22 protein-coding genes and 1 pseudogene are annotated in these 25,143 nt (G+C 62.2%); 10 read left to right on the top strand and 13 right to left on the bottom strand.

The genetic code is table 11. The features are described from left to right. Window positions 1-53: 53 nt before the first annotated feature. The 3 genes from choV to PSH87_RS26340 all read right to left on the bottom strand — a co-directional run bounded on the left by choV (window position 54) and on the right by PSH87_RS26340 (window position 3,091). The gene (gene choV, locus PSH87_RS26350) at window positions 54-1,232 is read right to left on the bottom strand and encodes a choline ABC transporter ATP-binding protein (RefSeq protein WP_017735984.1); all 1,179 of its coding nucleotides are present in this window, start codon (window positions 1,230-1,232) and stop codon (window positions 54-56) included. Further along, complete coding sequence (gene choW / locus PSH87_RS26345) at window positions 1,229-2,074, bottom strand: choline ABC transporter permease subunit (RefSeq protein WP_305431651.1); 846 nt, start codon at window positions 2,072-2,074, stop codon at window positions 1,229-1,231. Before choW ends, choV begins: the two co-directional genes overlap by 4 nt. A 69-nt stretch (window positions 2,075-2,143) precedes the next feature. Continuing rightward, the gene (locus tag PSH87_RS26340) at window positions 2,144-3,091 is read right to left on the bottom strand and encodes a choline ABC transporter substrate-binding protein (protein ID WP_017735986.1); all 948 of its coding nucleotides are present in this window, start codon (window positions 3,089-3,091) and stop codon (window positions 2,144-2,146) included. A 416-nt stretch (window positions 3,092-3,507) separates the two neighbouring features. Here PSH87_RS26340 and PSH87_RS26335 point away from each other — a divergent pair. Both PSH87_RS26335 and PSH87_RS26330 read left to right on the top strand, forming a co-directional pair. After that, a pseudogene (locus tag PSH87_RS26335) lies at window positions 3,508-4,885 on the top strand (L-serine ammonia-lyase). 534 nt (window positions 4,886-5,419) lie between these two features. Continuing rightward, the gene (locus PSH87_RS26330; RefSeq protein WP_003216915.1) at window positions 5,420-6,523 is read left to right on the top strand and encodes a GlxA family transcriptional regulator; all 1,104 of its coding nucleotides are present in this window, start codon (window positions 5,420-5,422) and stop codon (window positions 6,521-6,523) included. Between the two features lie 105 nt (window positions 6,524-6,628). Here the strand turns inward: PSH87_RS26330 and PSH87_RS26325 are convergent, their stop codons facing one another. The 5 genes from PSH87_RS26325 to PSH87_RS26305 all read right to left on the bottom strand — a co-directional run bounded on the left by PSH87_RS26325 (window position 6,629) and on the right by PSH87_RS26305 (window position 10,698). Continuing rightward, the gene (locus PSH87_RS26325; protein WP_257783927.1) at window positions 6,629-6,892 is read right to left on the bottom strand and encodes a hypothetical protein; all 264 of its coding nucleotides are present in this window, start codon (window positions 6,890-6,892) and stop codon (window positions 6,629-6,631) included. A 225-nt stretch (window positions 6,893-7,117) separates the two neighbouring features. Further along, complete coding sequence (locus PSH87_RS26320; RefSeq protein WP_017735990.1) at window positions 7,118-7,603, bottom strand: thioesterase family protein; 486 nt, start codon at window positions 7,601-7,603, stop codon at window positions 7,118-7,120. 110 nt (window positions 7,604-7,713) lie between these two features. Then, window positions 7,714-8,679: an L-carnitine dehydrogenase gene (locus tag PSH87_RS26315; RefSeq protein WP_305431644.1), complete on the bottom strand. Its 966-nt coding sequence runs from the start codon at window positions 8,677-8,679 to the stop codon at window positions 7,714-7,716. A gap of 125 nt (window positions 8,680-8,804) precedes the next feature. After that, window positions 8,805-9,692, bottom strand: coding sequence for a 3-keto-5-aminohexanoate cleavage protein (locus PSH87_RS26310; RefSeq protein ID WP_124527212.1), 888 nt, complete (start codon window positions 9,690-9,692; stop codon window positions 8,805-8,807). A 73-nt stretch (window positions 9,693-9,765) separates the two neighbouring features. After that, entirely contained in the window at window positions 9,766-10,698 is a 933-nt protein-coding gene (locus PSH87_RS26305) for a choline ABC transporter substrate-binding protein (RefSeq protein WP_017738416.1), read from the bottom strand. Between the two features lie 193 nt (window positions 10,699-10,891). Between PSH87_RS26305 and PSH87_RS26300 the strand changes: the two genes are divergently transcribed. Together PSH87_RS26300 and PSH87_RS26295 are read left to right on the top strand one after the other, a co-directional pair. Continuing rightward, window positions 10,892-11,836 carry a GlxA family transcriptional regulator gene (locus tag PSH87_RS26300; RefSeq protein ID WP_017738417.1) on the top strand — a complete coding sequence of 315 codons (945 nt, stop codon included), beginning with the start codon at window positions 10,892-10,894 and terminating at the stop codon, window positions 11,834-11,836. Between the two features lie 68 nt (window positions 11,837-11,904). Then, the gene (locus PSH87_RS26295; RefSeq protein ID WP_305431640.1) at window positions 11,905-13,083 is read left to right on the top strand and encodes an AAA family ATPase; all 1,179 of its coding nucleotides are present in this window, start codon (window positions 11,905-11,907) and stop codon (window positions 13,081-13,083) included. A 124-nt stretch (window positions 13,084-13,207) separates the two neighbouring features. Here PSH87_RS26295 and PSH87_RS26290 read toward each other — a convergent pair whose 3' ends face one another. Both PSH87_RS26290 and PSH87_RS26285 read right to left on the bottom strand, forming a co-directional pair. Then, window positions 13,208-13,624 (bottom strand): DUF3010 family protein, encoded by a 417-nt coding sequence (locus PSH87_RS26290; protein WP_017738419.1) that lies wholly within the window; start codon window positions 13,622-13,624, stop codon window positions 13,208-13,210. Between the two features lie 41 nt (window positions 13,625-13,665). Continuing rightward, the gene (locus PSH87_RS26285) at window positions 13,666-14,067 is read right to left on the bottom strand and encodes a lysozyme inhibitor LprI family protein (RefSeq protein WP_017738420.1); all 402 of its coding nucleotides are present in this window, start codon (window positions 14,065-14,067) and stop codon (window positions 13,666-13,668) included. Between the two features lie 219 nt (window positions 14,068-14,286). Between PSH87_RS26285 and PSH87_RS26280 the strand changes: the two genes are divergently transcribed. The 6 genes from PSH87_RS26280 to PSH87_RS26255 all read left to right on the top strand — a co-directional run bounded on the left by PSH87_RS26280 (window position 14,287) and on the right by PSH87_RS26255 (window position 22,034). Next, window positions 14,287-15,264 (top strand): dipeptidase, encoded by a 978-nt coding sequence (locus PSH87_RS26280; protein WP_003176573.1) that lies wholly within the window; start codon window positions 14,287-14,289, stop codon window positions 15,262-15,264. Window positions 15,265-15,319: 55 nt separating this feature from the next. Continuing rightward, complete coding sequence (locus PSH87_RS26275) at window positions 15,320-15,850, top strand: DUF5943 domain-containing protein (RefSeq protein ID WP_257783305.1); 531 nt, start codon at window positions 15,320-15,322, stop codon at window positions 15,848-15,850. A gap of 15 nt (window positions 15,851-15,865) precedes the next feature. Continuing rightward, window positions 15,866-17,926, top strand: coding sequence for a dimethylglycine demethylation protein DgcA (gene dgcA / locus PSH87_RS26270; protein ID WP_257783304.1), 2,061 nt, complete (start codon window positions 15,866-15,868; stop codon window positions 17,924-17,926). A gap of 163 nt (window positions 17,927-18,089) precedes the next feature. Beyond that, the gene (dgcB, locus tag PSH87_RS26265) at window positions 18,090-20,033 is read left to right on the top strand and encodes a dimethylglycine demethylation protein DgcB (protein WP_305431638.1); all 1,944 of its coding nucleotides are present in this window, start codon (window positions 18,090-18,092) and stop codon (window positions 20,031-20,033) included. After that, on the top strand, window positions 20,033-21,253 hold the full coding sequence (locus PSH87_RS26260; protein ID WP_017738424.1) for an electron transfer flavoprotein subunit alpha/FixB family protein: 1,221 nt from the start codon (window positions 20,033-20,035) through the stop codon (window positions 21,251-21,253). Before dgcB ends, PSH87_RS26260 begins: the two co-directional genes overlap by 1 nt. A gap of 10 nt (window positions 21,254-21,263) precedes the next feature. Further along, window positions 21,264-22,034, top strand: coding sequence for an electron transfer flavoprotein subunit beta (locus tag PSH87_RS26255; RefSeq protein WP_305431637.1), 771 nt, complete (start codon window positions 21,264-21,266; stop codon window positions 22,032-22,034). Window positions 22,035-22,166: 132 nt separating this feature from the next. Here PSH87_RS26255 and PSH87_RS26250 read toward each other — a convergent pair whose 3' ends face one another. From PSH87_RS26250 to PSH87_RS26240, 3 genes are read right to left on the bottom strand one after another with little or no spacing between them, the layout of a single operon-like run. Continuing rightward, window positions 22,167-24,101 carry a secretin N-terminal domain-containing protein gene (locus PSH87_RS26250; protein WP_305431635.1) on the bottom strand — a complete coding sequence of 645 codons (1,935 nt, stop codon included), beginning with the start codon at window positions 24,099-24,101 and terminating at the stop codon, window positions 22,167-22,169. A gap of 18 nt (window positions 24,102-24,119) precedes the next feature. Continuing rightward, window positions 24,120-24,605, bottom strand: coding sequence for a hypothetical protein (locus tag PSH87_RS26245; protein WP_017738427.1), 486 nt, complete (start codon window positions 24,603-24,605; stop codon window positions 24,120-24,122). Further along, complete coding sequence (locus PSH87_RS26240) at window positions 24,602-25,138, bottom strand: hypothetical protein (RefSeq protein WP_305431633.1); 537 nt, start codon at window positions 25,136-25,138, stop codon at window positions 24,602-24,604. The genes PSH87_RS26245 and PSH87_RS26240 overlap by 4 nt, the downstream gene beginning before the upstream one ends. Window positions 25,139-25,143: the final 5 nt, after the last annotated feature.

Genomic DNA, 25,143 nt, shown 5'->3' with positions numbered 1-25,143 from the left:
GCAGGCAAGCCAGCTCCCACATTGACCCAGTGTCTTCAGGTGGGTTTGGGGTGTTAGCCCAGGTTCTTGCCTAGCAGGGCATGGTACAGCTCGCTATCCCCCAAGATCCCCACCACCTGGTTGTTGTTATGCAGCACCAGCTTGTTCCCGGTGTGATAGCGAATCTGCAACGCATCACGCATGCCGATATTCGAATCCACCAGCGTCGGCAACCGACCCAGCCCTTCCACCGCTTGCCCCGGCGCCCAGTTCTGCAGATTCATCACTGCGCCATTCTGGCGAGCACCCTTGATGGTGTTGCCTTCGGCCAGGTCCAGCCACGAATCGCCACCCGGATCGAGACAGACCGAACCATTGACGCGCTTGCAGTTGTCCAGGGTGCGCATCAGGCTGCGCCCGCACAACACGTTCAGCGGGTTGGTATGGGCGACGAAGGTGCGCACATAGTCGTCCGCCGGGTTCAGCACGATTTCTTCCGGCACGCTGTACTGGATGATCTTGCCGTCTTTCATGATCGCGATGCGGCTGCCCAATTTGAGCGCCTCGTCGAGGTCGTGGCTCACAAACACGATGGTCTTGCTCAGCTTGCGTTGCAGCTCTAGCAGTTCATCCTGCAAGCCTTGGCGGATCAGTGGGTCGAGGGCGGAGAAGGGTTCGTCCATCAGCAAAATGTCGGCGTCCATCGCCAACGCACGGGCCAGGCCGACGCGCTGCTGCATGCCGCCGGACAGCTCATCCGGCTTCTTGTTGCGCCATTGGGTCAGGCCCACCAGTTCGAGCTTTTCATCCACCAGCTTGCGCCGGTCTTTCTCCGGGCGGCCTTGCATCTCCAGGCCGAAGCTGATGTTTTCGCGCACTGTCAGCCAGGGCATCAGGGCGAACTTCTGGAACACCATGGCGATGCGTTTGGTGCGCATCATTTTCAGTTCGGCCGGGGTGCACGAAGCGATGTCGATCTGGCGACCTTCATGCTCGACGAACAACTGGCCACGGCTCACGGTGTTGAGGCCATTGATACAGCGCAGCAGACTGGACTTGCCCGAGCCCGACAGGCCCATCAGCACGCAGATCTCGCCTTTCTCGATATCCAGGCTGGCTTTTTCCACGCCGACAATCTGCCCGGTCTTTTTCAGGATCTCGTTACGGCTCATGCCCTGGTCCAGCAGCTTGAGCGCTTCGCGTGGGTCTTTGGAGAAGATCACGTCGACATTGTCGAATCGGATAATGCTCATGCATCACCCCCTACTTTGGCGTCGGGTTGTTTGCAGATGCGGTCGAGCATGATGGCCAGCAGGACAATTGCCAGGCCGGCTTCAAAGCCCAGGGCGATGTCGGCGGTGTTGAGTGCGTTGACCACTGGCTTGCCGAGGCCGTCGGCGCCCACCAGGGCCGCGATCACCACCATCGACAACGACAGCATGATGCATTGGGTAATGCCGGCAGCGATGCTCGGCATGGCGTGGGGCAGTTCAATGCGTGAGAGCAGTTGACGGCGTGAGCAGCCAAAGGCCTTGCCGGCGTCGAGCAGCTCTTGGGGAACGTCGCGGATACCCAGGTAGGTCAGGCGGATCGGCGCGGCAATCGCGAACACCACCGTGGAAATCAGGCCGGGCACCACACCCAGCCCGAAGAGGGTCAGGGTAGGGATGAGGTAGACGAAGGTCGGTACGGTCTGCATCAGGTCGAGCACCGGCCGCATCATCGTGTAGAACAACGGTTTGTGCGCGGCAACAATGCCCAGCGGCACACCGATGACCACGCAGACCAGGGTGGCGAACAGCACTTGCGCCAGGGTCTCCATGGTTTCCTGCCAGTACCCCAGGTTGAGGATCAGCAGGAAGGAGGCGATGACAAAGACGGTCAGGCCCCATTTGCGTTGAATGAAGTGAGCCAGCAGCGCAATCAGACCGATCAATGCCAGCGAATTGAACCAGGTCAGCGCAAATGTCACGCCGTGGATCATCGTTTCCAGGGTCGATGCGATTGCGTCGAAGTAGTTGGCGCCGTGTTGGGTCAACCATTCAACGAAGGCAGCGATGTACTGGCCTAGTGGGATTTTCTGTTCAGTCAGCATGGTAGTGAATGTCCACATGCGAAGAGGGAAAACATCCCGGGGCAGCGTACCGCCCCGGGGACAACGGTGTTACTTGGCGAGGTAGGCTTTAACGGCGTCCAATCCAGGTTTGCCATCCACAGTGGTAACACCGGCGAGCCAGGTGTCGAGGACTTGCGGGTTAGCTTTGAGCCACGCTTTGGCGGCTGCGTCGGGCTTTTGTTTGTCGTCCAGGACTTTGCCCATCAGGGTGCTTTCCATGTCCAGGGTGAACACCAGGTTTTTCAGGAGCTGGCCAACGTTGCTGCATTCCTCGGAGTAGCCCTTGCGGGTGTTGGTGTAGATGGTCGCCTGGCCGTAGTTGGGGCCGAACGAGTCGTCACCACCGGTCAGGTACTTCATCTTGAAGCGGGTGTTCATCGGGTGCGGTTCCCAGCCGAGGAACACGATGGCCTGGTCACGCTTGGAGGCGCGCTCGACCTGGGAGAGCATGCCGGCTTCGCTGGATTCGACCACCTTGAAACCGGCGGTTTTCAGGCCGAAGGCGTCTTTGTCGATCAGCGTCTGGATGGTGCGGTTGCCGTCGTTACCCGGCTCGATGCCGTAGATCTTGCCGCCCAGCTCGTCCTTGAATTTGGCGATATCGGCGAAGTCCTTCAGGCCTTTGTTGTACAGCGCCTCGGGGACCGCCAGGGTGTACTTGGCGTTCTCCAGGTTGGCGCGCACGGTTTCCACGGTGCCGGCATCACGGTACTGCTTGATGTCGTTTTCCATGGTCGGCATCCAGTTGCCGAGGAAGATGTCCATGTTCTTGCCGTCGGCCAGGGACTTGTAGGTCACCGGTACCGAAATCATCGTGGTGCGCGGCTTGTAGCCCAGGCCCTTGAGGACTTCGCTGGTGGTCGCGGTGGTGACGGTGATGTCGGTCCAGCCGACATCGGAGAAGTTGACGGTCTGACATTGTGCCGGTTCTGCAGCGTGCGCCAGGACTGGCAGACTCAACATGGCGGCCAACAACAACTGGGGTGAACCTTTCATAGGGCTAGACTCCTGTGTTTTTTCTGGCGGCCTTGGCCGCGCTTTATAGGTGTTGCGGTTGGTACGTGCGACAACAGCTCTGGCACGGTGCCTTGCAAACGAGTCGAGACTGATCATGTACCAGTGAAAATCTGACGCCTACAGGGGGCGTCGTATCCAGTACAGGGATGGTCGTATCCAGTGTCGGTGACGTCGCTTACAGATTTTTCCAAAGGTAAAACTGCTGTTTTTACCCATCTGCACCGCAAAAAACGGCCAAAACCAGGGATCGCACGGCAGCGACGCTGGTGAGCATGGTCACGTCGGTGTGAGACGCCGTGATGACGAACAAAAGGCTGATGATGCCGCCATCTGGGCGATCTGAGCGTAGCACCTCGTTCATGCCTGGCCCGTGCTTATCGAGGAGTTCCACGGCAATGGCTATCAGCGTTTTCGACCTGTTCAAGATCGGCATCGGGCCTTCGAGTTCTCACACCGTCGGCCCCATGCGCGCCGCGGCGTTGTTTGTGCAAGGCTTGCGCGAACGCGAGTGGCTGGAGCAAGTACGCCGCGTCGAAGTGCAGCTGTATGGCTCGCTGTCCGCCACCGGCATCGGCCATGGCAGCGACACCGCCACCATCATGGGCCTGATGGGCGAGTGGCCCGACGCTATCGACCCGTCGCAAATCGGCATTCGCATCGCCACACTGCGCGAAACCGACACCCTGCTGCTGGACGGGCGCCTGCCAGTGCCTTTTGTGTGGGCGCGCGACATGCAACTGCTCGACGAAAACCTGCCGTTCCACCCCAATGCCATGACCCTCGTGGTGCACGGCGACAACGGCGAGTTGCACCGCGACACCTACTATTCGGTGGGCGGCGGTTTTGTGGTGGATGAAGCCCAGGCGCAAAGCGGCGTGGCCGACATGGACCGCACCGAGCTGCCCTACGATTTTTCCAGCGCGGCAGAGCTGTTGCAGCTGTGCAAGACCCACAACCTGCGCGTCGCCGAGCTGATGCTGGCGAACGAAAAGGTCTGGCGCAGCGAAGAAGAAATCCGCAGCGGCCTGATGAAGCTCTGGCGCGCCATGCAAGATTGCGTGGAGCAGGGCCTCAAGCACGAAGGCATCCTGCCCGGCGGCCTCAACGTACGTCGCCGCGCCGCCAAGTTGCACCGCAGCTTGCAGGAGCTGGGCAAGCCCAACGTGATCGGCTCGACCTTGAGCGCGATGGAATGGGTCAACCTGTTCGCCCTCGCGGTGAACGAGGAAAACGCCGCCGGCGGGCGCATGGTCACCGCCCCCACCAACGGCGCGGCGGGGATCATCCCGGCGGGTGCTGCACTACTTCATGAAGTTCAGCGAAGAAGTCACCGAAGCCAATGTCGTGGACTACATGCTCGGCGCGGCGGCGGTGGGCATCCTGTGCAAGAAAAACGCGTCGATCTCCGGCGCCGAAGTGGGCTGCCAGGGCGAAGTCGGTTCGGCCTGCGCCATGGCCGCTGCCGGGCTGGCGGAAATCCTCGGCGCCACACCTGAGCAACTGTGCAACGCCGCCGAAATCGGCCTGGAACACAACCTCGGCCTGACCTGTGATCCGGTAGGCGGGCTGGTGCAAGTGCCGTGCATCGAGCGCAATGCGATTGCGGCGGTGAAGGCGATCAACGCGGCGCAGATGGCCCTACGTGGGGATGGCCAGCACTTTATCTCGCTGGACCGGGTGATCCGCACCATGCGCGATACCGGGGCGGATATGCATGACAAGTACAAGGAGACATCGCGGGGTGGGTTGGCGGTGAGTGCTGTGGAGTGTTGAGTCAGTGATGCCGCCATCGCAGCGATGCGGCGACCCGACAAGCCAGCTCCCACAGTCGACCGTGTTCCTTCAGGTTAAACGCGGTCAAGTGTGGGAGCTGGCTTGCCTGCGATAGCGGTAGCCCAGACAACACTGCTCACAAAGTGAACGCCCAGACCAAAAGCGCCACCTTTTAGCGCGTCGCAAACAGATAAGTAGCTCCCAAACGATTTTCCCCCTCACCCCCCATCCCATGTGCTTGGGGTGACAGACTTTCCCCACGCCCGCAAAGCGCCTTCCCACAAGTGCTACCGATCTGCTCACACCCCTTGAGCGGGCCCGTTCCTACGTCCTTTTCCGCTCATACCCCCACTTGCGACACGGGCTTATATAGACGCGTCAAAACGTCGTTTTTAGGAGTTATTGGACGGCCATTCAATTTTAGGCATGGCAATTGCTCTATCAATTCAAAGCCTCTCACCTCGCTGGTTGAAGAGTGCAATAACAAGAGCCTCGCCTGAGGCCATCACCCGCTTTGTGTGAGGAGATACTGTGATGACGTCGTTCAACTCCGGGGCTCAACCCCAGAACCGTGCGCCTCAATCCATCGGCTTTTTGCTGCTGGACAATTTCACGCTGATTTCCCTGGCGTCCGCAGTCGAACCCCTGCGCATGGCCAACCAGCTGTCCGGCCGCGAGCTGTATCGCTGGACAACCCTGAGTGTCGATGGCAACCAGGTGTGGGCCAGCGACGGCCTGCAAATCACCCCCGATGCCTCCATGCACAAAGCCCCGGCGCTGGACACCGTGATCGTCTGCGGCGGCGTGGGCATCCAGCGCACCGTTACCCGTGAACACGTGTCGTGGCTGCAAAGCCAGGCGCGCCAGTCGCGCCGCTTGGGCGCGGTGTGCACCGGCAGCTGGGCCCTGGCCTGCGCCGGTCTGCTCGACGGTTTTGATTGCAGCGTGCACTGGGAATGCCTGGCGTCGATGCAGGAAGCCTTCCCCCGCGTGGCCATGAGCACACGCCTGTTCACCCTCGACCGCAATCGCTTCACCAGCTCGGGCGGCACCGCGCCGCTGGACATGATGCTGCACCTGATCAGCCGCGATCACGGGCGTGAACTGTCCGCCGCGATCTCCGAGATGTTTGTGTACGAGCGCATCCGCAATGAACAGGATCACCAGCGTGTGCCGCTCAAGCACATGCTCGGCACCAACCAGCCGAAGCTGCAGGAAATCGTCGCGCTGATGGAAGCCAACCTGGAAGAGCCAATCGACCTGGACGAGTTGGCGGTGTACGTCGCCGTGTCGCGGCGCCAGCTGGAGCGGCTGTTCCAGAAGTACCTGCACTGCTCGCCGTCGCGCTACTACCTCAAACTGCGCCTGATCCGTGCACGGCAGTTGCTCAAGCAAACGCCGATGTCGATCATCGAAGTGGCGTCGGTGTGCGGGTTTGTCTCCACACCGCACTTCTCCAAGTGCTACCGCGAATACTTCGGCATTCCGCCGCGGGATGAGCGCGTGGGCTCCAACACCACCCAGCAGGTGGCGATGATGCCGATTCCGCAGGCACTGGTGTTGTCACCGTTGTCGGGGCCGTTGTCGGCGTTGAGTCAGGCCAGGAACGAGTCGACTTTCGCCAGCGTTCGGCTCTAGACCGAGTCGGCTGCATCGCAGGCAAGCCAGCTCCCACAGGGGAATGCATTCCAAATATGAATACATTCCAACTGTGGGAGCTGGCTTGCCTGCGATAGCTATCTATCAGGCCCCAGAGTTCTGCCTGAACTGCACCAACGCCGGCAACAACTGCTTATCAATCGCCTGGCGCACAGCCGGCAAAATCGTCGCACTGCCGGTGTACATCTGCTCGACCATGCCTTTCAGCGCCTTGGCCCGCGCTTCGCTCAAACCGCGCACCGCACACTCGCACGCCTGCTCGGCGGTGGAGCCGCTGGAAACCTCAAAACCCAGTGAGCGCAGTTGGCCCAGCAGGTCATCCTGGTCAATCAAATCCGCATGCATCATGACGTTTTATCCTGGTGAAGGGAGCGGGGTTCGACCTGGATTCTGGTAGCCGCTCAACCGGTCGGCAAGGGCAGATTGCACGAATGCCTCAGATGGCTATGGGCATGTCGTTTTCGGGCCATTTGCCGACAGAACTAATAGGCACACTGGGCGCAAGCAAGCAGCTTGACGGTTTGGTCACCCTCGGGATGTACGGCTCACACAACACATTCTGCCTCGATCTTGTCACGGCTTGATCGGGGCTTTTTTTATGCCGATGACCCGGCCGAGCAGGGCAGGGCGCGGCAGGTCGGCCTGCTCCTGGCTGATCGTCGACAGGCGTTGCAATGACGCCTCGGTAAACGGCGCCGCGTGTGGCCCGGCGAGGTCGACGTGCAGCAGCATCTGCTCGTTGCCGGCCAGCTCCTTTTCATCCCCCACCAGATGCAGGCTGTGGTAGAGGTGCAGGCGCTTGGCGTCATGGTCGATCAGTTGGGTATGCACCTCGACCTCGGCCCCGAGTTTCACTTCGTGCAGGTAGTTCAGGTGCAGCTCCAGGGTGAACAGCGAATGGCCGCTGGCTTCGCGGTTTTCGCTGTCGAGGCCGAGCGTGTCCATGAGGGCGTCGGTGGCGTAGCTGAAGATCAGCAGGTAGAACGCGTCGCGCAGGTGGCCGTTGTAGTCGACCCAGTCGGGGTGGATGCTGGTGGTGTAAGTCGTCAGTGCAGGCATGGCATTAATCCTGGATCAGAAACTCGGTCAAAAATGTGGGAGCTGGCTTGCCTGCGATAGCGGTGGTGAATCTTGCACCGCTATCGCAGGCAAGCCAGCTCCCACATTAGTCATTCGGCGAAGCTCATGCCGTGTTTGGCCTTGGTGGTTTTCACCGCCTCCAGCACCGCCAGCAGGCAATCATCACGATAGCGCTCCAGCGCGGAAATGCTGTGTTTGCCTAGCTGATCGCTGGTGCCGTCGACCACATCGTCAATCAACTTGTCGGTCAATTCCGGCGCTGGCAAATACGTCCACGGCAACTGCAACGCCGGGCCGAACTGTGCCATGAAGTGGCGCATGCCGGCATCGCCACCGGCGAGCGTGTAGGTCAGGAATGTACCCATGAACGACCAGCGCAGCCCGGCGCCAAAGCGGATCGCGTCGTCGATTTCGCCGGTGGTCGCCACGCCGTCGTTCACCAGGTGCAGCGCCTCGCGCCAGAGGGCTTCGAGCAGGCGGTCGGCGATAAAGCCAGGGACTTCCTTGCGCACATGCAGCGGGCGCATGCCGAGGGATTCGTACACCTTGATCGCCGCCTGAACGGCTTCTGGCGCGGTGTTTTTACCGCCCACCACTTCCACCAGCGGCAGCAGGTAGACCGGGTTGAACGGGTGACCGACCACGCAGCGTTCCGGATGGGTCGAGCCCTCGTAGAATTCACTCGGCAACAGGCCGGAGGTGCTGGAGCCGATCAGAGCATTTGGCTTGGCCGCCGCGCTGATCTTGCTGTGCAAATCCAGCTTCAACTCCAGGCGTTCCGGGGCGCTTTCCTGGATGAAGTCGGCGTCTTTCACGCACGCCTCGATGGTGGCGACGAAGCGCAAGCGGTCTTGCGATGCACCGGGGGCCAGCCCTTGTTTTTCCAGGGCGCCCCAGGCGTTGGCGACACGTTTGCGCAGCGCGGTCTCGGCGCCGGGCGCGGGGTCCCAGGCGACGACATCCAGGCCGTGAGCGAGGGCGCGGGAGACCCAGCCGCTGCCGATGACACCGCTGCCGAGGGCGGCGAAGGTTTTGATTTCGGTGATAAAGCTCATGACGATGTTCCTAAAGAGTTCGGTGGTCCCTTGTGGGAGCGGGCTTGCCCGCGATAGCGGTGTGTCAGTTGATGCAGCCATCGCGGGCAAGCCCGCTCCCACAGGGTTTTGTGGTGTTTGGGGGGTTAGCGGCGTTGGGTCAGGCCCATCTTGATGCGGCCTTCGGCTGGGGTCAGCACTCGCGCACCCAAGCGGCTGAGGATTTCACTGGCGCGTTCCACCAGTTGCCCATTGGTCGCCAGCACGCCCTTGTCCAACCACAGGTTGTCTTCCAACCCCACCCGCACGTTGCCGCCCAGCAGCACCGCTTGCGCGGCCATCGGCATTTGCATGCGGCCGATGCCAAAGCCGGCCCACACGGCGTCGGCGGGCAGGTTGTCGACCATGGCTTTCATGGTGGTGGTGTCGGCCGGCGCGCCCCACGGGATGCCCAGGCACAGTTGGAACAGCGGGTTGTCGAGCAGGCCTTCCTTGATCAGCTGCTTGGCAAACCACAGGTGGCCGGTGTCGAAAATTTCCAGCTCGGCCTTCACGCCCAGCTCCTGGATGCGTTTGGCGCCGGCCCGCAGTTGGGCCGGGGTGGACACGTAGATGGTGTCGCCATCGCCGAAGTTGAGGGTGCCGCAGTCCAAGGTGCAGATTTCCGGCAGCAGCGCTTCGACGTGGGCCAGGCGCGTCAGCGGGCCGACCAGGTCGGTGTTGGGGCCGAATTCCATGGGGTTTTCACCGGCGCCGATTTCCAGGTCGCCGCCCATGCCGGCGGTGAGGTTGACGATGATGTCGATGTCGGCCTCGCGGATGCGCTCCATCACTTCGCGGTACAGGGCGACGTCGCGGCTGAACTTGCCGGTCTCGGGGTCGCGCACGTGGCAATGCACGACGGTGGCGCCGGCCTTGGCGGCTTCCACCGCCGCAGCGGCAATTTGCTTGGGAGTGACCGGCACGTGGGGGCTGCGGCTGGTCGTGTCGCCAGCACCGGTGAGTGCGCAGGTGATGATGACGTCGTGGTTCATGGGGCGGTTCCTTACAGGCGTGGTGGTGCCGTTCGCAGCCGGATCTGGCTGCGAAGCGGTGATTGAAGGTGAGTTACTTGCTGGTCAGTTGCAGGTTGGCCGCAGCCGGCTTGCCGTCGAAAGTGGTCACGCCTTCAAGCCAGCGCTGCTGGTCTTGCGGGTGGTCCTTGAGCCACTGCCTGGCGGACTCGATGGCGTCCTTGTGGTCCAGCAACGGCTGCATCATCCGGCTCTCGTCGGCGGCGGTGAAGGTCAGGTTGGTCAGCAGCTTGTGCACGTTGGGGCACTGTTCGGCGTAGGTCGGCGACGTCACGCTCCACACGGTGGCCATGCCTTCGTTCGGGCCCAGGGCGTCGTCGCTGCCGCTGAGGTAGGTCATGGCGACGTTGACGTTCATCGGGTGCGGCGCCCAGCCGAAGAACACCACGGCTTCCTTGCGCCGCACCGCGCGGTCCACGGCGGCGAGCATGCCGGCCTCGCTGGACTCCACCAGTTGGAATTTGCCCAGGCCGAACTGGTTCTTGGCGATCATCGCCTTGATCTGGGTGTTGGCGCCCGAGCCGGGCTCGATGCCGTAGATCTTGCCGCCCAGTTCTTTGTCGAACTTGGCGATGTCAGCGAAGGTTTTCAGGCCCTTGTCTGCCAGGTACGTCGGCACGGCGAGGGTGGCGCGGGCGTCTTCCAGGCTCGGTTTGTCCAGGACCTTGACCTGCTTGGCGTCGACGAACGGCGTGATGGTCTGGGTCATCAGCGGGTTCCAGTAGCCGAGGAACAGGTCCAGGCGCTGGTCGCGGATACCGGCGAAGATGATTTGCTGGGAGGCGCTGGTCTGTTTGGTCTTGTAGCCGAGGCCGTCGAGCAACACTTGGGTCATGGCGCTGGTGGCGATCACGTCCGTCCAGTTCACCACGCCCATGCGCACGTTCTGGCACGAAGCCGCGTCGGCTGCCATGACGTTGGTACTGAAAATGGCGCTGGCGCTGAGTGCGAGTAACAGTCGGTTCATGGTGGGTCCCTCGGCAGGTCGTTATTGTGGGGGCCGGTGTCTTTGTGCACCGTGACGCCACGTTACGCAGCTTGCGGGGCGGCAAAACGCACGGCGGCGACCGACTCTTGCACTGCAGCGACCTGTCCCCTTGAAACCCGCCGCGAACGGGAGTATCACAGGGCCACGCTGCCCGCCCGACGAGAGCGCCACCATGTCCCAGGATTTCTACTTTCTGCTGATGCCGGGCTTCTCGGCCATCGGTTTTATCTCCGCCCTTGAGCCGCTGCGGGTGGCCAATCGTTTTCGCGGCGAGCTGTACCGCTGGCACGTGCTGAGCGCCGATGGCGGCGCGGTATTGGCGAGCAATGGCATGTCGGTCAACGCCGATGCGGCGCTGGAACCGCTGAAAAAGGGCGCGACCTTGCTGGTGGTCGCCGGCTTTGAACCGTTGAAGTTCGCCACGCCGGCGCTGGAGCACTGGCTGCGCCGCCTCGACCACGACGGCGTAACCCTTGGCGCCATCGACACCGGCGCCTGCGTCCTCGCCGAAGCGGGCCTGCTCGACGGCTACCGCCTGACCCTGCACTGGGAAGCCATCGACGCCTTCAAGGAATCCTATCCGCACCTCAGCGTGACCCAGGAACTGTTCGAGATCGACCGCCGCCGCATCACCTGCGCCGGCGGCACCGCGTCCATCGACCTGCTGCTCGACCTGATCGCCCAGGCCCACGGCCCGGAGCTGGCGATCCAGGTGTCTGAACAGTTTGTGCTCGGGCGCATCCGCCCGCGCAAAGACCACCAGCGCATGCAGATCGCCACGCGCTACGGCATCAACAACAAGAAACTGGTGCAGGTGATCGGCGAGATGGAACAGCACAGCGAACCGCCGCTGACCACCCTGGCGTTGGCCGACGCGATCAAGGTCACGCGGCGCCAGTTGGAGCGCCTGTTTCGCCTGCACCTGAACGACACACCGAGCAACTTCTACCTCGGCCTGCGCCTGGAAAAAGCCCGGCAGCTGTTGCGCCAGAGCGACATGAGTGTGCTGGAGGTGAGTATTGCGTGCGGGTTTGAATCGCCGTCGTATTTCACCCGCAGTTACCGGGCGCGGTTTGCGAAGTGTCCGCGGGAGGATCGGCGACGGGAGGTGGTTTGACGAGCAATTATAGTCAATTATACTCGCGACTATAATTTATAGTCCTTCCAATAATTGGGTATAAAAGCATGTCCAAGAACAACGGCTTCGTGTTCCGCCGTCCCACCCTGGCCAGCAGCATTGCCGACGGCTTGGTGGGGGCTGGCATTCAGGATTTCACGTCTGGCCTGTTTCTCGCGGCGCCACGTCGTACCGGCAAAAGCACCTTTTTGCGGGAGGACTTGATCCCGGAGTGCCAGCTCAGGGGCTGGCTGACCGTGTACGTCGACCTGTGGGCGGACAAAGAAAAAGACCCCGCAGAGCTGATTGCCAGCGCGATTGCCGCAGCGCTGGTTCCCTATGAAAAGGGCATTCGCAAGCTGGCGAAGAACATGGGAATCGAGAAGCTAAGCTTTCTGCGTACCCTGTCCTGGGACTTTACCAAACCACAATTACCGGTCGGCGCAACGCTGACCCAGGCGTTGGAACTGCTCCACAGCGCGGCAGAAAAAACCGTCGTGCTGGTGATAGATGAAGCGCAGCACGCACTTACCAGCGAGTCTGGTATCAACGCGATGTTTGCGCTGAAGGCTGCCCGGGACCAGCTCAACCAAGGCCGCGACGAGGAAGGCAACGGCTTGTATCTGGTGTTCACCGGCTCCAATCGCGACAAGCTGGCCCATTTGGTCTTAGGCAAAAGCCAGCCATTCTTCGGTTCCAGCATCACACCTTTTCCGCTGCTGGGCAGGGAGTTTACCCAAGCGTATACCCTGCATATCAACGCCCTTTTGGCCGAGACCAACCAGTTCAACGCTGCTGACATTGATGAAGTCTTTGAGCGGGTGGGCCGTCGCCCGGAGATGTTGCGCACCATCCTGGGTGAAGTGGCGCTTGAGTTGGGTGAGGCGAGTAACCTGGGTCAATTACTGCACAGTCGTGCCGAGTCGCTGCGTGCTGGCGTGTGGACCGAATTCGAAAGTGCCTGGAATGCCCTGACCATCCCTCAGCGTGCGGTGCTGGAAGTGATGGTGGAGCGTTCACAGAGCAACGAACCCTTCGCACCGTTTACCGACAGTACTGTCACGGCGGTGAGCAAGGCGCTGGAAGACATGGGCAGTGACGTGGTGCCGGGCACTCAGACTATTCAGGCCTGTATCGATGCCTTGCGCGACAAGGAGCTGGTCTGGAAGTCGAGTCGGGGAGGCTATGCCCTGGAAGACAAGTCGTTCGGCGAGTGGCTGCTGCACAAGCGCCAGACATCCCTCTAAAAGACAACGCAGGACAAATGTGGGAGCTGGCTTGCCTGCGATGGCGGTGGGTCAGCACCACAAATGCCATTTGATACATCGCTATCGCAGGCAAGCCAGCTCCCACAGGGATACTCTGTGTGGCTTATTTCTTCAGCAGCGCCGAGCAGGCAGCTTTGTAGGCTTCATGCTGGTATTTGTTCAGGCTCGCCGGCAGCTCAAAGCTGTGCTTCTTGTTCTGCGCATTGATGGTCTGTGGCGACAACAACGTCACCTCCACACCGTCCAGCAATTGAAATACACCCTCGATCTTGAACGTAGTCGGCCCACCGGCAAACTCACCTTTCTTGCTGCGCTTCTTGATCGCAATCCGCTCGATGCCGTTGGCCTGCACAAACGCCTTCACCTGGGCGGCGAAGGCTTTGACGTTGGCCGCTTCATCATCGTCTTCGAGGGCGATTTTCTTGGTGGCCAGGGCGACATGGGTCAGCGCCTGGTTGTCCAGGGAGGCGACGGCGATGATGGCTTCGCTGCCTTTGATTTCGATGCCGCAGATAGTCATGAGTGGCCTTGGTTCAGAAAGAAAGTGCCGGGGATTGTCGCTTATTCCTGCCCAATCGACTCCAGAAACTCCGACCGCTCATCACTCATGCGCGCCAAACAGTCATTCACCGCAATCGCATACGCCTTGGTGCCATTCACCGCCGGAAAGGTGTCCACCGCACAATCGGCATCCCGCAGTTTTTCCCACTTCTGCTGGGCATCCTTCAGACGAGCGGTAATGTCCGCCAGCTTGGTCTTGTCGCTGCCGTAGGTCGCAGCCATGCGTTCCAGCAGGCCTTGGTAGTTATCCTTGAGCAGTTGTTCGGCGGTGGTTTTGTTGTAGGTGGCGCATTCCAGGGTTTGCTTGTCGTTTTCGATGCCATCGCAGGGCGTGCTGTCGGTGTCTTCGGCCGCGTGGGCGGTGGTTGCGATGAGTGCCAAAGCCAGGAAAATCGATTTCATTGCGCCGTCTCATATCAGGTGATGCGGGAATTCTGGCCCAAGAGTAGGACAAAGAACAGCCGCCAGTCAGAGCTGTCATAGCAGCCTTTGTCGTGGATTGACGCTTTCGGCAATTCCCCTGTCGTTTTTGCACCCGGCTCGGGTTGCCCCTGGGCATATGCTGGCCCCAAAGCGCCGGCAGACGATTCGGCGCATGAATCGCCAATAAGGGGACGCCTGATGAGCCCAGCCGAATTGCACGCCGACAGCATCGTTATCGACGGGCTGATTATTGCCAAGTGGAACCGCGACCTGTTCGAGGACATGCGCAAAGGTGGCCTCACCGCCGCCAACTGCACCGTGTCGGTGTGGGAAGGGTTCCAGGCCACCATCAATAACATCGTGGCCAGCCAGACCCTGATCCGTGAGAACAGCGACCTGGTGATCCCGGTGAAAACCACCGCCGACATCCGCCGAGCCAAGGAACTGGGCAAGACCGGCATCATCTTCGGCTTCCAGAACGCCCATGCCTTCGAAGACCAACTCGGCTACGTCGAGATCTTCAAGCAGCTCGGCGTGGGCGTGGTGCAGATGTGCTACAACACCCAGAACCTGGTGGGCACCGGTTGCTACGAGCGCGACGGCGGCCTGTCGGGTTTTGGCCGTGAGATCGTCGGCGAGATGAACCGTGTCGGCATCATGTGCGACCTGTCCCACGTCGGTTCCAAAACCTCCGAAGAAGTCATCCTCGAATCGAAAAAACCGGTGTGCTACTCCCACTGCCTGCCGTCCGGGCTCAAGGAGCACCCGCGCAACAAGTCCGATGAAGAGCTTAAGTTTATTGCGGACCACGGCGGTTTTGTTGGTGTGACCATGTTCGCGCCGTTCCTGGCCAAGGGCATCGATTCGACCATCGACGACTACGCCGAAGCCATCGAATACACCATGAACATCGTCGGCGAAGACGCCATCGGCATCGGCACCGACTTCACCCAGGGCCATGGCCAGGATTTCTTTGAAATGCTGACCCATGACAAGGGTTACGCCCGCCGCCTGACCAGCTTCGGCAAGATCATCAACCCACTGGGCATCCGCACCGTGGGCGAGTTCCCCAACCTCACCGAAACCCTGCTCAAGCGCGGCCACAGCGAACGCGTGGTGCGCAAGATCATGGGCGAGAACTGGGTCAACGTCCTCAAGGACGTCTGGGGCGAATAAGCCAGCGCATCACTGCGCAACACACCTACAACAAATTTTCTGGAGTTAAGTTTCCATGGCCAAGATCGCCCCGCAATTACCTATCGAAGTCGACAGCGAGACCGGTGTCTGGACCTCCGACGCCCTGCCCATGCTCTACGTACCGCGCCACTTTTTCGTCAATAACCACATCGGTATCGAAGAAGTCCTGGGCGCCGACGCCTACGCCGAGATCCTCTACAAGGCCGGCTACAAATCCGCCTGGCACTGGTGCGAGAAAGAAGCCGAATGCCACGGCCTGGAAGGCGTCGCGGTGTTCGAGCACTACATGAAGCGCCTGTCGCAACGCGGCTGGGGCCTGTTCAAGATCCAGGACATCGACCTCGACAAGGGCACCTGCAGCGTCAAGCTGGAACACTCGGCATTCGTCTACGTGTACGGCAAGGTCGGGCGCAAGGTGGACTACATGTTCACCGGCTGGTTTGCCGGTGCCATGGACCAGATTCTCCAGGCGCGCGGCAGCAACCTCCGCACCGTCGCAGAGCAAGTCTACGGAGGCTCCGAAGAGGGCCACGATGACGGCCTGTTCACCGTCAAGCCGTTGTAAGCCGAGGACCGTGCCATGGCTTTCGAAGCAATGTTTGCGCCGATCCAGATCGGCAAACTGACCATCCGCAACCGCGTGCTCAGTACCGCCCACGCCGAGGTGTATGCCACCGACGGCGGCATGACCACCGAGCGCTACATCCGTTATTACGAAGAGAAAGCCAAGGGCGGCATCGGCCTGGCGATCTGCGGCGGCTCGTCCGTCGTGGCCATCGACAGCCCGCAGGAATGGTGGAGTTCGGTCAACCTGTCCACCGACCGCATCATCCCGCACTTCCAGAACCTGGCCGACGCCATGCACAAGCATGGCGCCAAGATCATGATCCAGATTACCCACATGGGCCGGCGCTCGCGGTGGGACGGCTTCAACTGGCCGACCCTGATGTCGCCGTCCGGCGTGCGTGAGCCGGTGCACCGTGCCACCTGCAAGACCATCGAGCCGGAAGAAATCTGGCGGGTGATCGGCAACTACGCCGCCGCCGCTGGCCGCGCGAAAGCTGGTGGCCTCGACGGCGTGGAACTGTCGGCGGTGCACCAGCACATGATCGACCAGTTCTGGAGCCCACGGGTCAACAAGCGTACCGACGAATGGGGCGGCAGCTTCGAAAACCGCATGCGTTTCGGCCTGGAAGTATTGAAAGCCGTGCGCAAGGAAGTCGGCCCGGATTTCTGCGTGGGCATCCGCCTGTGCGGTGACGAGTTCCACCCGGACGGCTTGTCCCACGAGGACATGAAACAGATCGCCAAGTATTACGACGACACCGGCATGCTCGATTTCATCGGCGTCGTGGGCTCGGGTTGCGACACCCACAACACCCTGGCCAACGTTATCCCCAACATGAGTTATCCACCGGAGCCATTCCTGCACTTGGCCGCCGGGATCAAGGAAGTGGTCAAGGCGCCGGTGCTGCACGCGCAGAACATCAAGGACCCGAACCAGGCCACCCGTATTCTGGAAGGCGGCTACGTGGACATGGTCGGCATGACCCGTGCACACATGGCCGACCCGCACCTGATCGCCAAGATCAAGATGGGCCAGATCGACCAGATCAAACAGTGCGTCGGCGCCAACTACTGCATCGACCGCCAGTACCAGGGCCTGGATGTGTTGTGCATCCAGAACGCCGCGACGTCCCGTGAGTACATGGGCGTGCCGCACATCATCGAGAAAACCACCGGGGTCAAGCGCAAGGTCGTGGTGGTCGGTGCCGGCCCGGCCGGGATGGAAGCTGCACGCGTCGCCGCCGAGCGTGGCCATGACGTGACGCTGTTCGAGAAGAAAGAATTTATCGGTGGGCAAATCACCACCGCGTCCAAGGCGCCGCAGCGCGACCAGATTGCCGGGATCACCCGCTGGTTCCAGTTGGAGCTGGCGCGCTTGAATGTCGACCTGCGCCTGGGCGTGGCCGCCGATGCGGCGACTATCTTGGACCTGCGCCCGGACGTCGTGGTGCTGGCCGTGGGCGGGCATCCGTTCATCGAACAGAACGAACACTGGGGCGCGGCTGAAGGCCTGATCGTCAGCAGCTGGGACGTGCTCGACGGCAAAGTCGCGCCGGGTAAAAACGTGCTGGTGTACGACACCATCTGCGAATTCACCGGCATGTCGGTGGCGGATTTCCTTGCGGACAAAGGCAGCCAGGTGGAGATCGTCACCGACGACATCAAGCCCGGCGTGGCCATCGGCGGTACGTCGTTCCCGACCTACTACCGCAGCATGTACCCCAAGGAAGTGATCATGACCGGCGACATGATGCTGGAAAAGGTCTACCGCGAAGGCGACAAGCTGGTGGCGGTGCTGGAGAACGAATACACCGGCGCCAAAGAGGAACGGGTGGTGGACCAGGTGGTCGTCGAAAACGGCGTGCGCCCGGACGAAGCGATCTACTACGCCCTCAAGGAAGGCTCGCGCAACAAGGGCCAGATGGACGTCGAGGCGCTGTTCGCGATCAAGCCGCAGCCGTGCCTGAGCGAGGCGGGTGACGGCTACTTGCTGTTCCGCATCGGCGACTGCGTGGCGCAGCGCAACACCCACGCTGCGATCTATGACGCCCTGCGCTTGTGCAAGGATTTCTGACGGCTTGTGGAGAACCCTGTGGGAGCGGGCTTGCCCGCGATAGCGGTGGTTCAGTAAACATCTTTGTTGACTGACACACTGCAATCGCGGGCAAGCCCGCTCCCACAGGAATTGAGCAAGGCATCTCGACCTGCAAGACCCCGAGGTCTTTGGGAGCTTCACCATGCTGAACACCCTTCTTCCCATCCTGCTCTTCGCCGCCCTGGGCCTTGCCGTCCTCGGCGCCCTGCGCCGGGTAAACATGTGGCGCCGTGGCCGTGCCTCCAAAGTCGACCTGCTGGGCGGCCTGCTGGCCATGCCCAAGCGCTACATGGTCGACCTGCACCATGTGGTCGCCCGCGACAAATACATCGCCAACACCCACGTCGCCACGGCGCTGGGCTTTGTGCTGTCGGCATTGCTGGCCATCCTGGTGCACGGCTTCGGCCTGCACAACCGCCTCCTCGGGTACGCCTTGCTGCTGGCTTCGGTGCTGATGTTTGTCGGCGCGACCTTCGTCTACCTGCGTCGGCGCAACCCGCCGGCGCGCCTGTCGAAAGGCCCGTGGATGCGCCTGCCGAAAAGCCTGATGGCGTTCTCGGTGAGCTTCTTCCTGGTGACCTTGCCGGTGGCCGGGATCCTGCCGGCGGACTTCGGCGGCTGGCTGCTCGCGGCGCTGCTCGGCGTGGGTGTGTTGTGGGGCGTCAGCGAGATGTTCTTCGGCATGACCTGGGGCGGCCCGATGAAACACGCCTTCGCCGGTGCCCTGCACCTGGCCTGGCACCGTCGCGCCGAGCGCTTTGGCGGTGGCCGCTCCACCGGTTTGAAACCGCTGGACCTGAGCGACAAGACCGCGCCCCTGGGCGTGGAAAAACCCAAGGATTTCACCTGGAACCAACTGCTCGGTTTCGACGCCTGCGTGCAGTGCGGCAAGTGCGAAGCCGCGTGCCCGGCCTTTGCTGCCGGCCAGCCGCTGAACCCGAAAAAGCTGATCCAGGACATGGTCGTCGGCCTGGCCGGTGGCACCGATGCCAAGTTCGCCGGCAGCCCGTATCCGGGCAAAGCCATTGGCGAACACAGCGGCAACCCGCATCAGCCGATCGTCAACGGTCTGGTGGACGCCGAGACCCTGTGGTCCTGCACCACCTGCCGCGCCTGCGTGGAAGAGTGCCCGATGATGATCGAGCACGTGGACGCCATCGTCGACATGCGCCGCCATCTCACCCTGGAAAAAGGCGCCACGCCGAACAAAGGCGCCGAAGTCCTCGAAAACCTTATCGCCACCGACAACCCGGGCGGTTTTGCTCCGGGCGGTCGCTTGAACTGGGCAGCGGATTTGAACCTGCCGTTGCTCAGCGAAAAGGGCAGCGCCGACGTGCTGTTCTGGGTCGGCGACGGTGCCTTCGACATGCGCAACCAACGCACCCTGCGCGCCTTCGTCAAAGTGCTCAAGGCGGCGAATGTCGACTTCGCCGTGCTCGGCCTGGAAGAACGCGACAGCGGCGACGTGGCCCGCCGCCTGGGCGACGAAGCCACCTTCCAGTTGCTGGCGTCGCGCAATATCCAGACCCTGGCCAAGTACAGTTTCAAGCGCATCGTCACCTGCGACCCCCACAGTTTCCATGTGCTGAAAAACGAGTACGGCGCCTTCAACGGCAACTACGTTGTGCACCACCACAGCACCTTCATGGCCGAGCTGATCGGCGAGGGCGCGCTGAACCTGGGCCAGCACAAGGGCAACAGCGTGACCTATCACGACCCGTGCTACCTGGGCCGCTACAACGGCGAATACGAGGCGCCGCGCCAGGTGCTGCGCGCGCTGGGGATCGAGGTCAAGGAGATGCAACGCTCGGGCTTCCGTTCACGCTGCTGCGGCGGCGGTGGCGGGGCGCCGATTACCGACATTCCTGGCAAGCAACGCATTCCCGATATGCGCATGGAAGATATCCGCGAAACCGGTGCCGAAGTGGTAGCGGTGGGTTGCCCGCAGTGCACGGCGATGCTTGAGGGCGTGGTCGAACCGCGTCCATTGATCAAGGACATCGCGGAACTGGTGGCCGATGCGTTGCTAGAAGACGCTGCGCCCGCCAAAGCCCCCCTAAAGCGTGAACCTGCGGAGGTGCACTGATGAGCGACATTATCCGCCGCGACCCACGCGCTGAGTGGATCGCCCGCAACCGCCTGCACCCGCTGCATGCGGCGATGCAACCGGTGCAACACAGCTGGATGGGGCCTAACGGCGTCATCCGCAAGAACGTACATGGCGTCGGTTTTATCGGCCCCAACGGGATCAAGCGCATCGACCGCAGCGGCGCCCAGCAGGGCGGCGCGGCCAAGCGCACGGCGGCGGTGGAAGTGCAGTTGCCGCTGCATCAGGTTGCCGCGCCGGCGTTCTATATCAACGTGGTGCCGGACATGGTCGGTGGCCGCCTGAGCAGCCACGACCGCGACTTGCTCGGCCTCGCCCGCCAACTCGCCGGCAGCGACGGCGCAGTGCTGGCCGTGGTGTTTGGCGAGCACAAGGAAAACGCGTTTGCCACGGCTGGTGTCGATCGCCTGCTGGTGCTCGATGGCCCTGAGTTCGACGGTTATGCACCGGAACAACGAGTACAGGGTTTGCGCGCTGTGGATAACCAGTTCAACCCACGCCACTGGCTGCTGCCGGACAGCCGCAGCGGTGGCGGCGAATTGGGTCGGCGCTTTGCCGCCAGCCTCAAGGAACGCCCGGCGACGCGCGTATGGCAGATCAAGGGTGACGAATGCATCGGCCGTGCTGGCGCCGGCCAGGAAGACTTGGCCCGACCACTGCCGCGCCTGATCCTCGCCGCCGTCGAGTGCGCGGAACCGGTCAGCGAAACCCGTCACGAAGTGTTGCCCGTGGAGTTATCCACAGGCCTGGCGCGCAGCCTGCCGCGTATCGAAGACCTCGGCGCGGTGGCGGTGGATCCGGCGGCCATTCCGATGGCCGAAGCGGAGTTCATTTTCTCCGGCGGCAATGGCGTGAAGGACTGGGCGCTGTTCCACCAGACCGCCGCCGCCCTCGGCGCCACCGAAGGCGCGTCACGGGTGGCCGTGGACGACGGTTTCATGGCCCGCGACCGCCAGGTCGGCGCCAGTGGTATCTGGGTCACTGCAAGGGTGTACGTGGCGGTGGGTATTTCCGGGGCGATCCAGCACCTGCAAGGCATCGGTGCCTGCGACAAGGTGGTGGCGATCAACCTCGACCCGAGTTGCGACATGATCAAGCGTGCCGACCTGTCGGTGATCGGCGACAGCGCCGCAATCCTGCACGCCTTGATCGCGGCGGTAGAAACCTACCGCAACGGCGCCAAGCGCGATGCGGCTTAAGGAGTTGGCCATGACCACGAATGTAATCAGCCTGGTGTCCATCGGCGCACACCCGACGTCCGGGCGCCCGCGCCGTGCCGAGCAAGACGCCCGCGCCGTCGAGTTGGGTTTGCAGATGGCGGGGGATCAGTTGCAGGTGCTGCACGCCGGCAATATCAACGAGCCGACCCTGCGCAGTTACCTGGGCATGGGCCTGCCGCAATTGCATGTGCTGGAACAACCGGCGGGCAGCGATGCGTTGCCGGTGCTCAGCGAGTACCTGCGCGATGCCGGTGCCCACGTGGTGCTCGCCGGCAGCCAGGCGGAAACCGGCGAAGGCTCGGGCATGTTGCCGTTTTTGCTCGCCGAACAATTGGGCTGGCCGCTGATCGTCGGGCTGGCGCAAGTGGAGTCCATCGACGGCGGCGTGGCGCATGTGCTGCAAGCGTTGCCGCGCGGGCAGCGGCGACGGTTGAAGGTGCGCTTGCCGTTTTTGGCCACGGTGGACAACGCCGCGCCCAAGCCACGGCAAAGTGCCTACGGCCCGGCGCAACGGGGTGAGTTGACGGCCCATGAGGTCGAGGTGGAAGAGGACGGGTTGTTCACCGACGCCGTGCTGCAACCGGCCAAGCCTCGGCCCAAGCGCTTGAAGGTGATCAAGGCCAAGAGCGGTGCGGACCGGATGAAGGCCGCGACGGCCAAGGCCAGTGGCGGTGGCGGGCAAGTGCTCAAGGGCGTGAGCGCGGAAGAAGGCGCCCAGGCGATCCTCAAGCTGTTGGTGGAAGAGGGCGTCGTACGCTAACCCGAAAACACGACAAAACCCTGTGGGAGCTGGCGTGTGTGGGAGCTGGCTTGCCTGCGATAGCATCGCCTCGGTCTGGCTGATAGACCGAGGTGCCTGTATCGCAGGCAAGCCAGCTCCCACAGTTGATCTTCATTGTGCCTGGGGTTGCGGCGCTGGTACTGGCACAGGCTTGGGCGCCAAATCCGGCAACGGTGGCGGCAGCGGTGCCCAGTTGGCATCCGGCTGCTGCATGGGGGGCGGCAGCGCAGGCGTCGGATCGCCGCCGGTGGGCTTGAGAATCATCTTCTCGGTGGTATCGCGCAGGATCATGCCCTCCGTCGAACTGCGCGCCTCGGTGCCGCTGTGAAAGGTACTGATCTGCGAGATCGGCAAATCCAGGTTGCGCTCGATCCGTGGCGTCAGCAGCAAGATGATCTCGGTTTTCTGTTGGGTGCTCTGGTTGGTGCCAAACAGCTTCTTGCCGATCCACGGGATCTGGCTCAACCACGGCAACCCCGAGCCTTCGTCAACGTCCGCCGTGCGGATCAGCCCCGAGACGATCTGGGTTTCATTGTTGCGCGCGGTCAGCAGCGTCTTGGTGGCGCGCGAACCCAGTTCAAACGTGGCGGGCACGTTTTCCGAGCCGGGGATGCGCTTGGTGATATGGCTCATCTCCACATTCAACTCCAGGTTTACCTCATCGCTCAGGCTGATGATCGGCTTGACCGTGATCTGCAGCCCCACGTCCTGGTAGGACACCGACGAGGTGGTGATCTGGTTGGCCGTGGTGGTGGTCACCACCGGGATCTTGTCACCGATGTTCACCGCCGCTTCTTCCCGGTTACGCACGCGCACCCGTGGGTTGGCCAGGGTCACCGTGTTGCCGCTGCGTTGCAGCATGTTGATGCGTGCCGAGGTGCTGCCGGCGTCCAGCAGGATGTTGTCGCCATTGATGCCGCGCAATGCACTGAGGGGAATCCCGGCGAGCCCGGCGGGCACATTGGCCAGGTTGCCCACTGACACCCCCACGCTTTCCGGGTACTTGATGCCCAGGTTCAATTCATCGGTGAGGCTGACTTCCAGCACCTGGATATCAATGGTCACTTCGGACTGCGCGATATCAATGGCCTCGACCATTTTTTCCACGGCGCTGAGGGTGTCCAGGCCATCGCGCACAATCACCGCGTTCAATCGCTCGTCCACCAGCACTTCCCTGGGCTTGAGTACCTGCTTGATCTCGGCGGCGACGATCTTGGCGTCGCCATGGCTGAGGTAAAACGTGCGCACCGCCAACTCGCGGTATTCACGTTCCTTGTCGGGGCGTCGGGGGTAGATCAGGATGGTGTTGCGGTTGAGGATTTTCTTCTCCAGGCCCTGGGTGGTCAGCAACAGGTTCAACGCGTCTTCGGCCGTGGTGCGGCTGGCCGTCATACTGGCGGCGGCGCTGGGGTTGACGTCCTTGTCGATGACAAAGTTGACCCCCGACAGGCGCGCGATGGTCTCGAAAATCGTGCTCAGGCTCTGGGCGCTGAACTCCAGGCTCAGGGGTTTGCGCATGGCGTCGGACAGGTCGGCGCTGAGGTAGTCGGCGCTCACCAGTTCGCGGGTCAGGGCGTTGCGAAAGTCCAGGGCCTCTCGGTAGTTGGGCTTTTGCGCGATGATCTGGCGCACCAGGTTGAGCGCCTCCACCGGGTTGGCGCGTTTCATCTCATAGGCCCGCGCCAGTTGCGGACGCAGTTGTTTCATGGCCTGGATGCTCTGGATTTCCTGGCGCGCGCCGAGGTTGCCGGGGTCGTATTTGAGGATGGTTTCCAGGGCGCGGATGGCCGCCGCGTCGTCGCCGCGCACCAGCGCGGTGCTGGCCTCGCGGCTGTATTGGGCAACCAGCAGTTCCAGCGTGCCGAATTGCGCCGTGCGCAATTGCACGTCGTCAGGTGATTGCTTGGCTTCGGCTTGCAGCACTTCGACTGACCTGACGATATCGCCCTGTTGGCGTAACTCGTCGCTGTGCTTGATCGCCCGCTGGGTCTCACAGCCATGGAGCAGCAGCGCCAGGCTCAGGGGAATCCACGTACGTCTCGTCATGATCGTATCCTTGCCCGGTCAGTGGTGGTCCAGGCGCAGGGTGCTGACATGCTTGAGTGGCAGGTAGGTCAGCACCACGGCGGTATCGGTGAGTTTGTCCAGCCGGTAGTGGGCGTCGAGCATCGTGCCCGGCACGATGCGCCCGGGCACCGCGCAGCGGTTGCACAGGGTGTACTGGGTGCCGTTGCCGCGCAGTACGACGATTTTTCCTTGGTGCTCGTAACGCCATTGCGCGCTGACGGTGAAGGGCAGCGGCGGTGGTTTGGGCGGCGCGTTATCCACGGCGGCCGGCGGCGGTGGTGGGATCCAGGACTGGGCTGGGAACAGGTCGATCACTGCTCCCGGTTGGGGCACGGGCGTTGGGGCCGGCGCAGGTTCGGCGGGTTTGACCACGGCCGCGCTGGGCTGGGGGGCGGGGTTTTCCGGGGTGTCCTGCCAGAACAGCCAGCCGCAGCCGACCAGGGTCAGCAGCAACAGCACGCGCAAATACAGCGGCAGTTTCATTGCGCCACCCCCAGTAGGCTGACTTTGAGGTTGATACTCAGCAAGCCGCTGACGATTTCCTTGCGCTCCAGGGTCAGGCTTTCGATGCGCACCGCCGGTTCTTGCGCCGCATCTGCCAAGGCTTCGCGCAACAGGCTGTAGGGGCCGCTGAGGGGGATCTCCACGTCCAGGCGTTGCAGGCCGATATCGCCGGGAACGGAGTAGGCGAGGGTGGTTCGGTCGATGATGAAACCGCGTCGGCCGAGGGTATCCAGCAGTTTTTCCAGGCGAGGGGCGAAGTCGGCGGCGCCGGGCATCTCTTCCACCACCGCAGGTTCGGTGACTTGTACATCCTGGGGTTGTTCGGCGATACCGGCTTCCAGCTCCTGGCGTCGCTGGCTGTCGGCGATGCGCGCCGGGTGCACCACCGTGGCATCGATCACCAGTGCTGTGGCCATCAAGGTCAGCGCCAGCAGGCCCCAGAAGCCCAGGCTCTGCTGCCATTGCAGCAGGTACCAGCGCAAGCGCGGCAGGTGACGGGTCAGCGTGTCCATCGCTG

Origin of the sequence: Pseudomonas sp. FP453 (genome assembly GCF_030687495.1) — a bacterium.
Classification (GTDB): Bacteria; Pseudomonadota; Gammaproteobacteria; order Pseudomonadales; family Pseudomonadaceae; genus Aquipseudomonas.
This window is presented reverse-complemented; position numbering and strand designations above follow the sequence as displayed.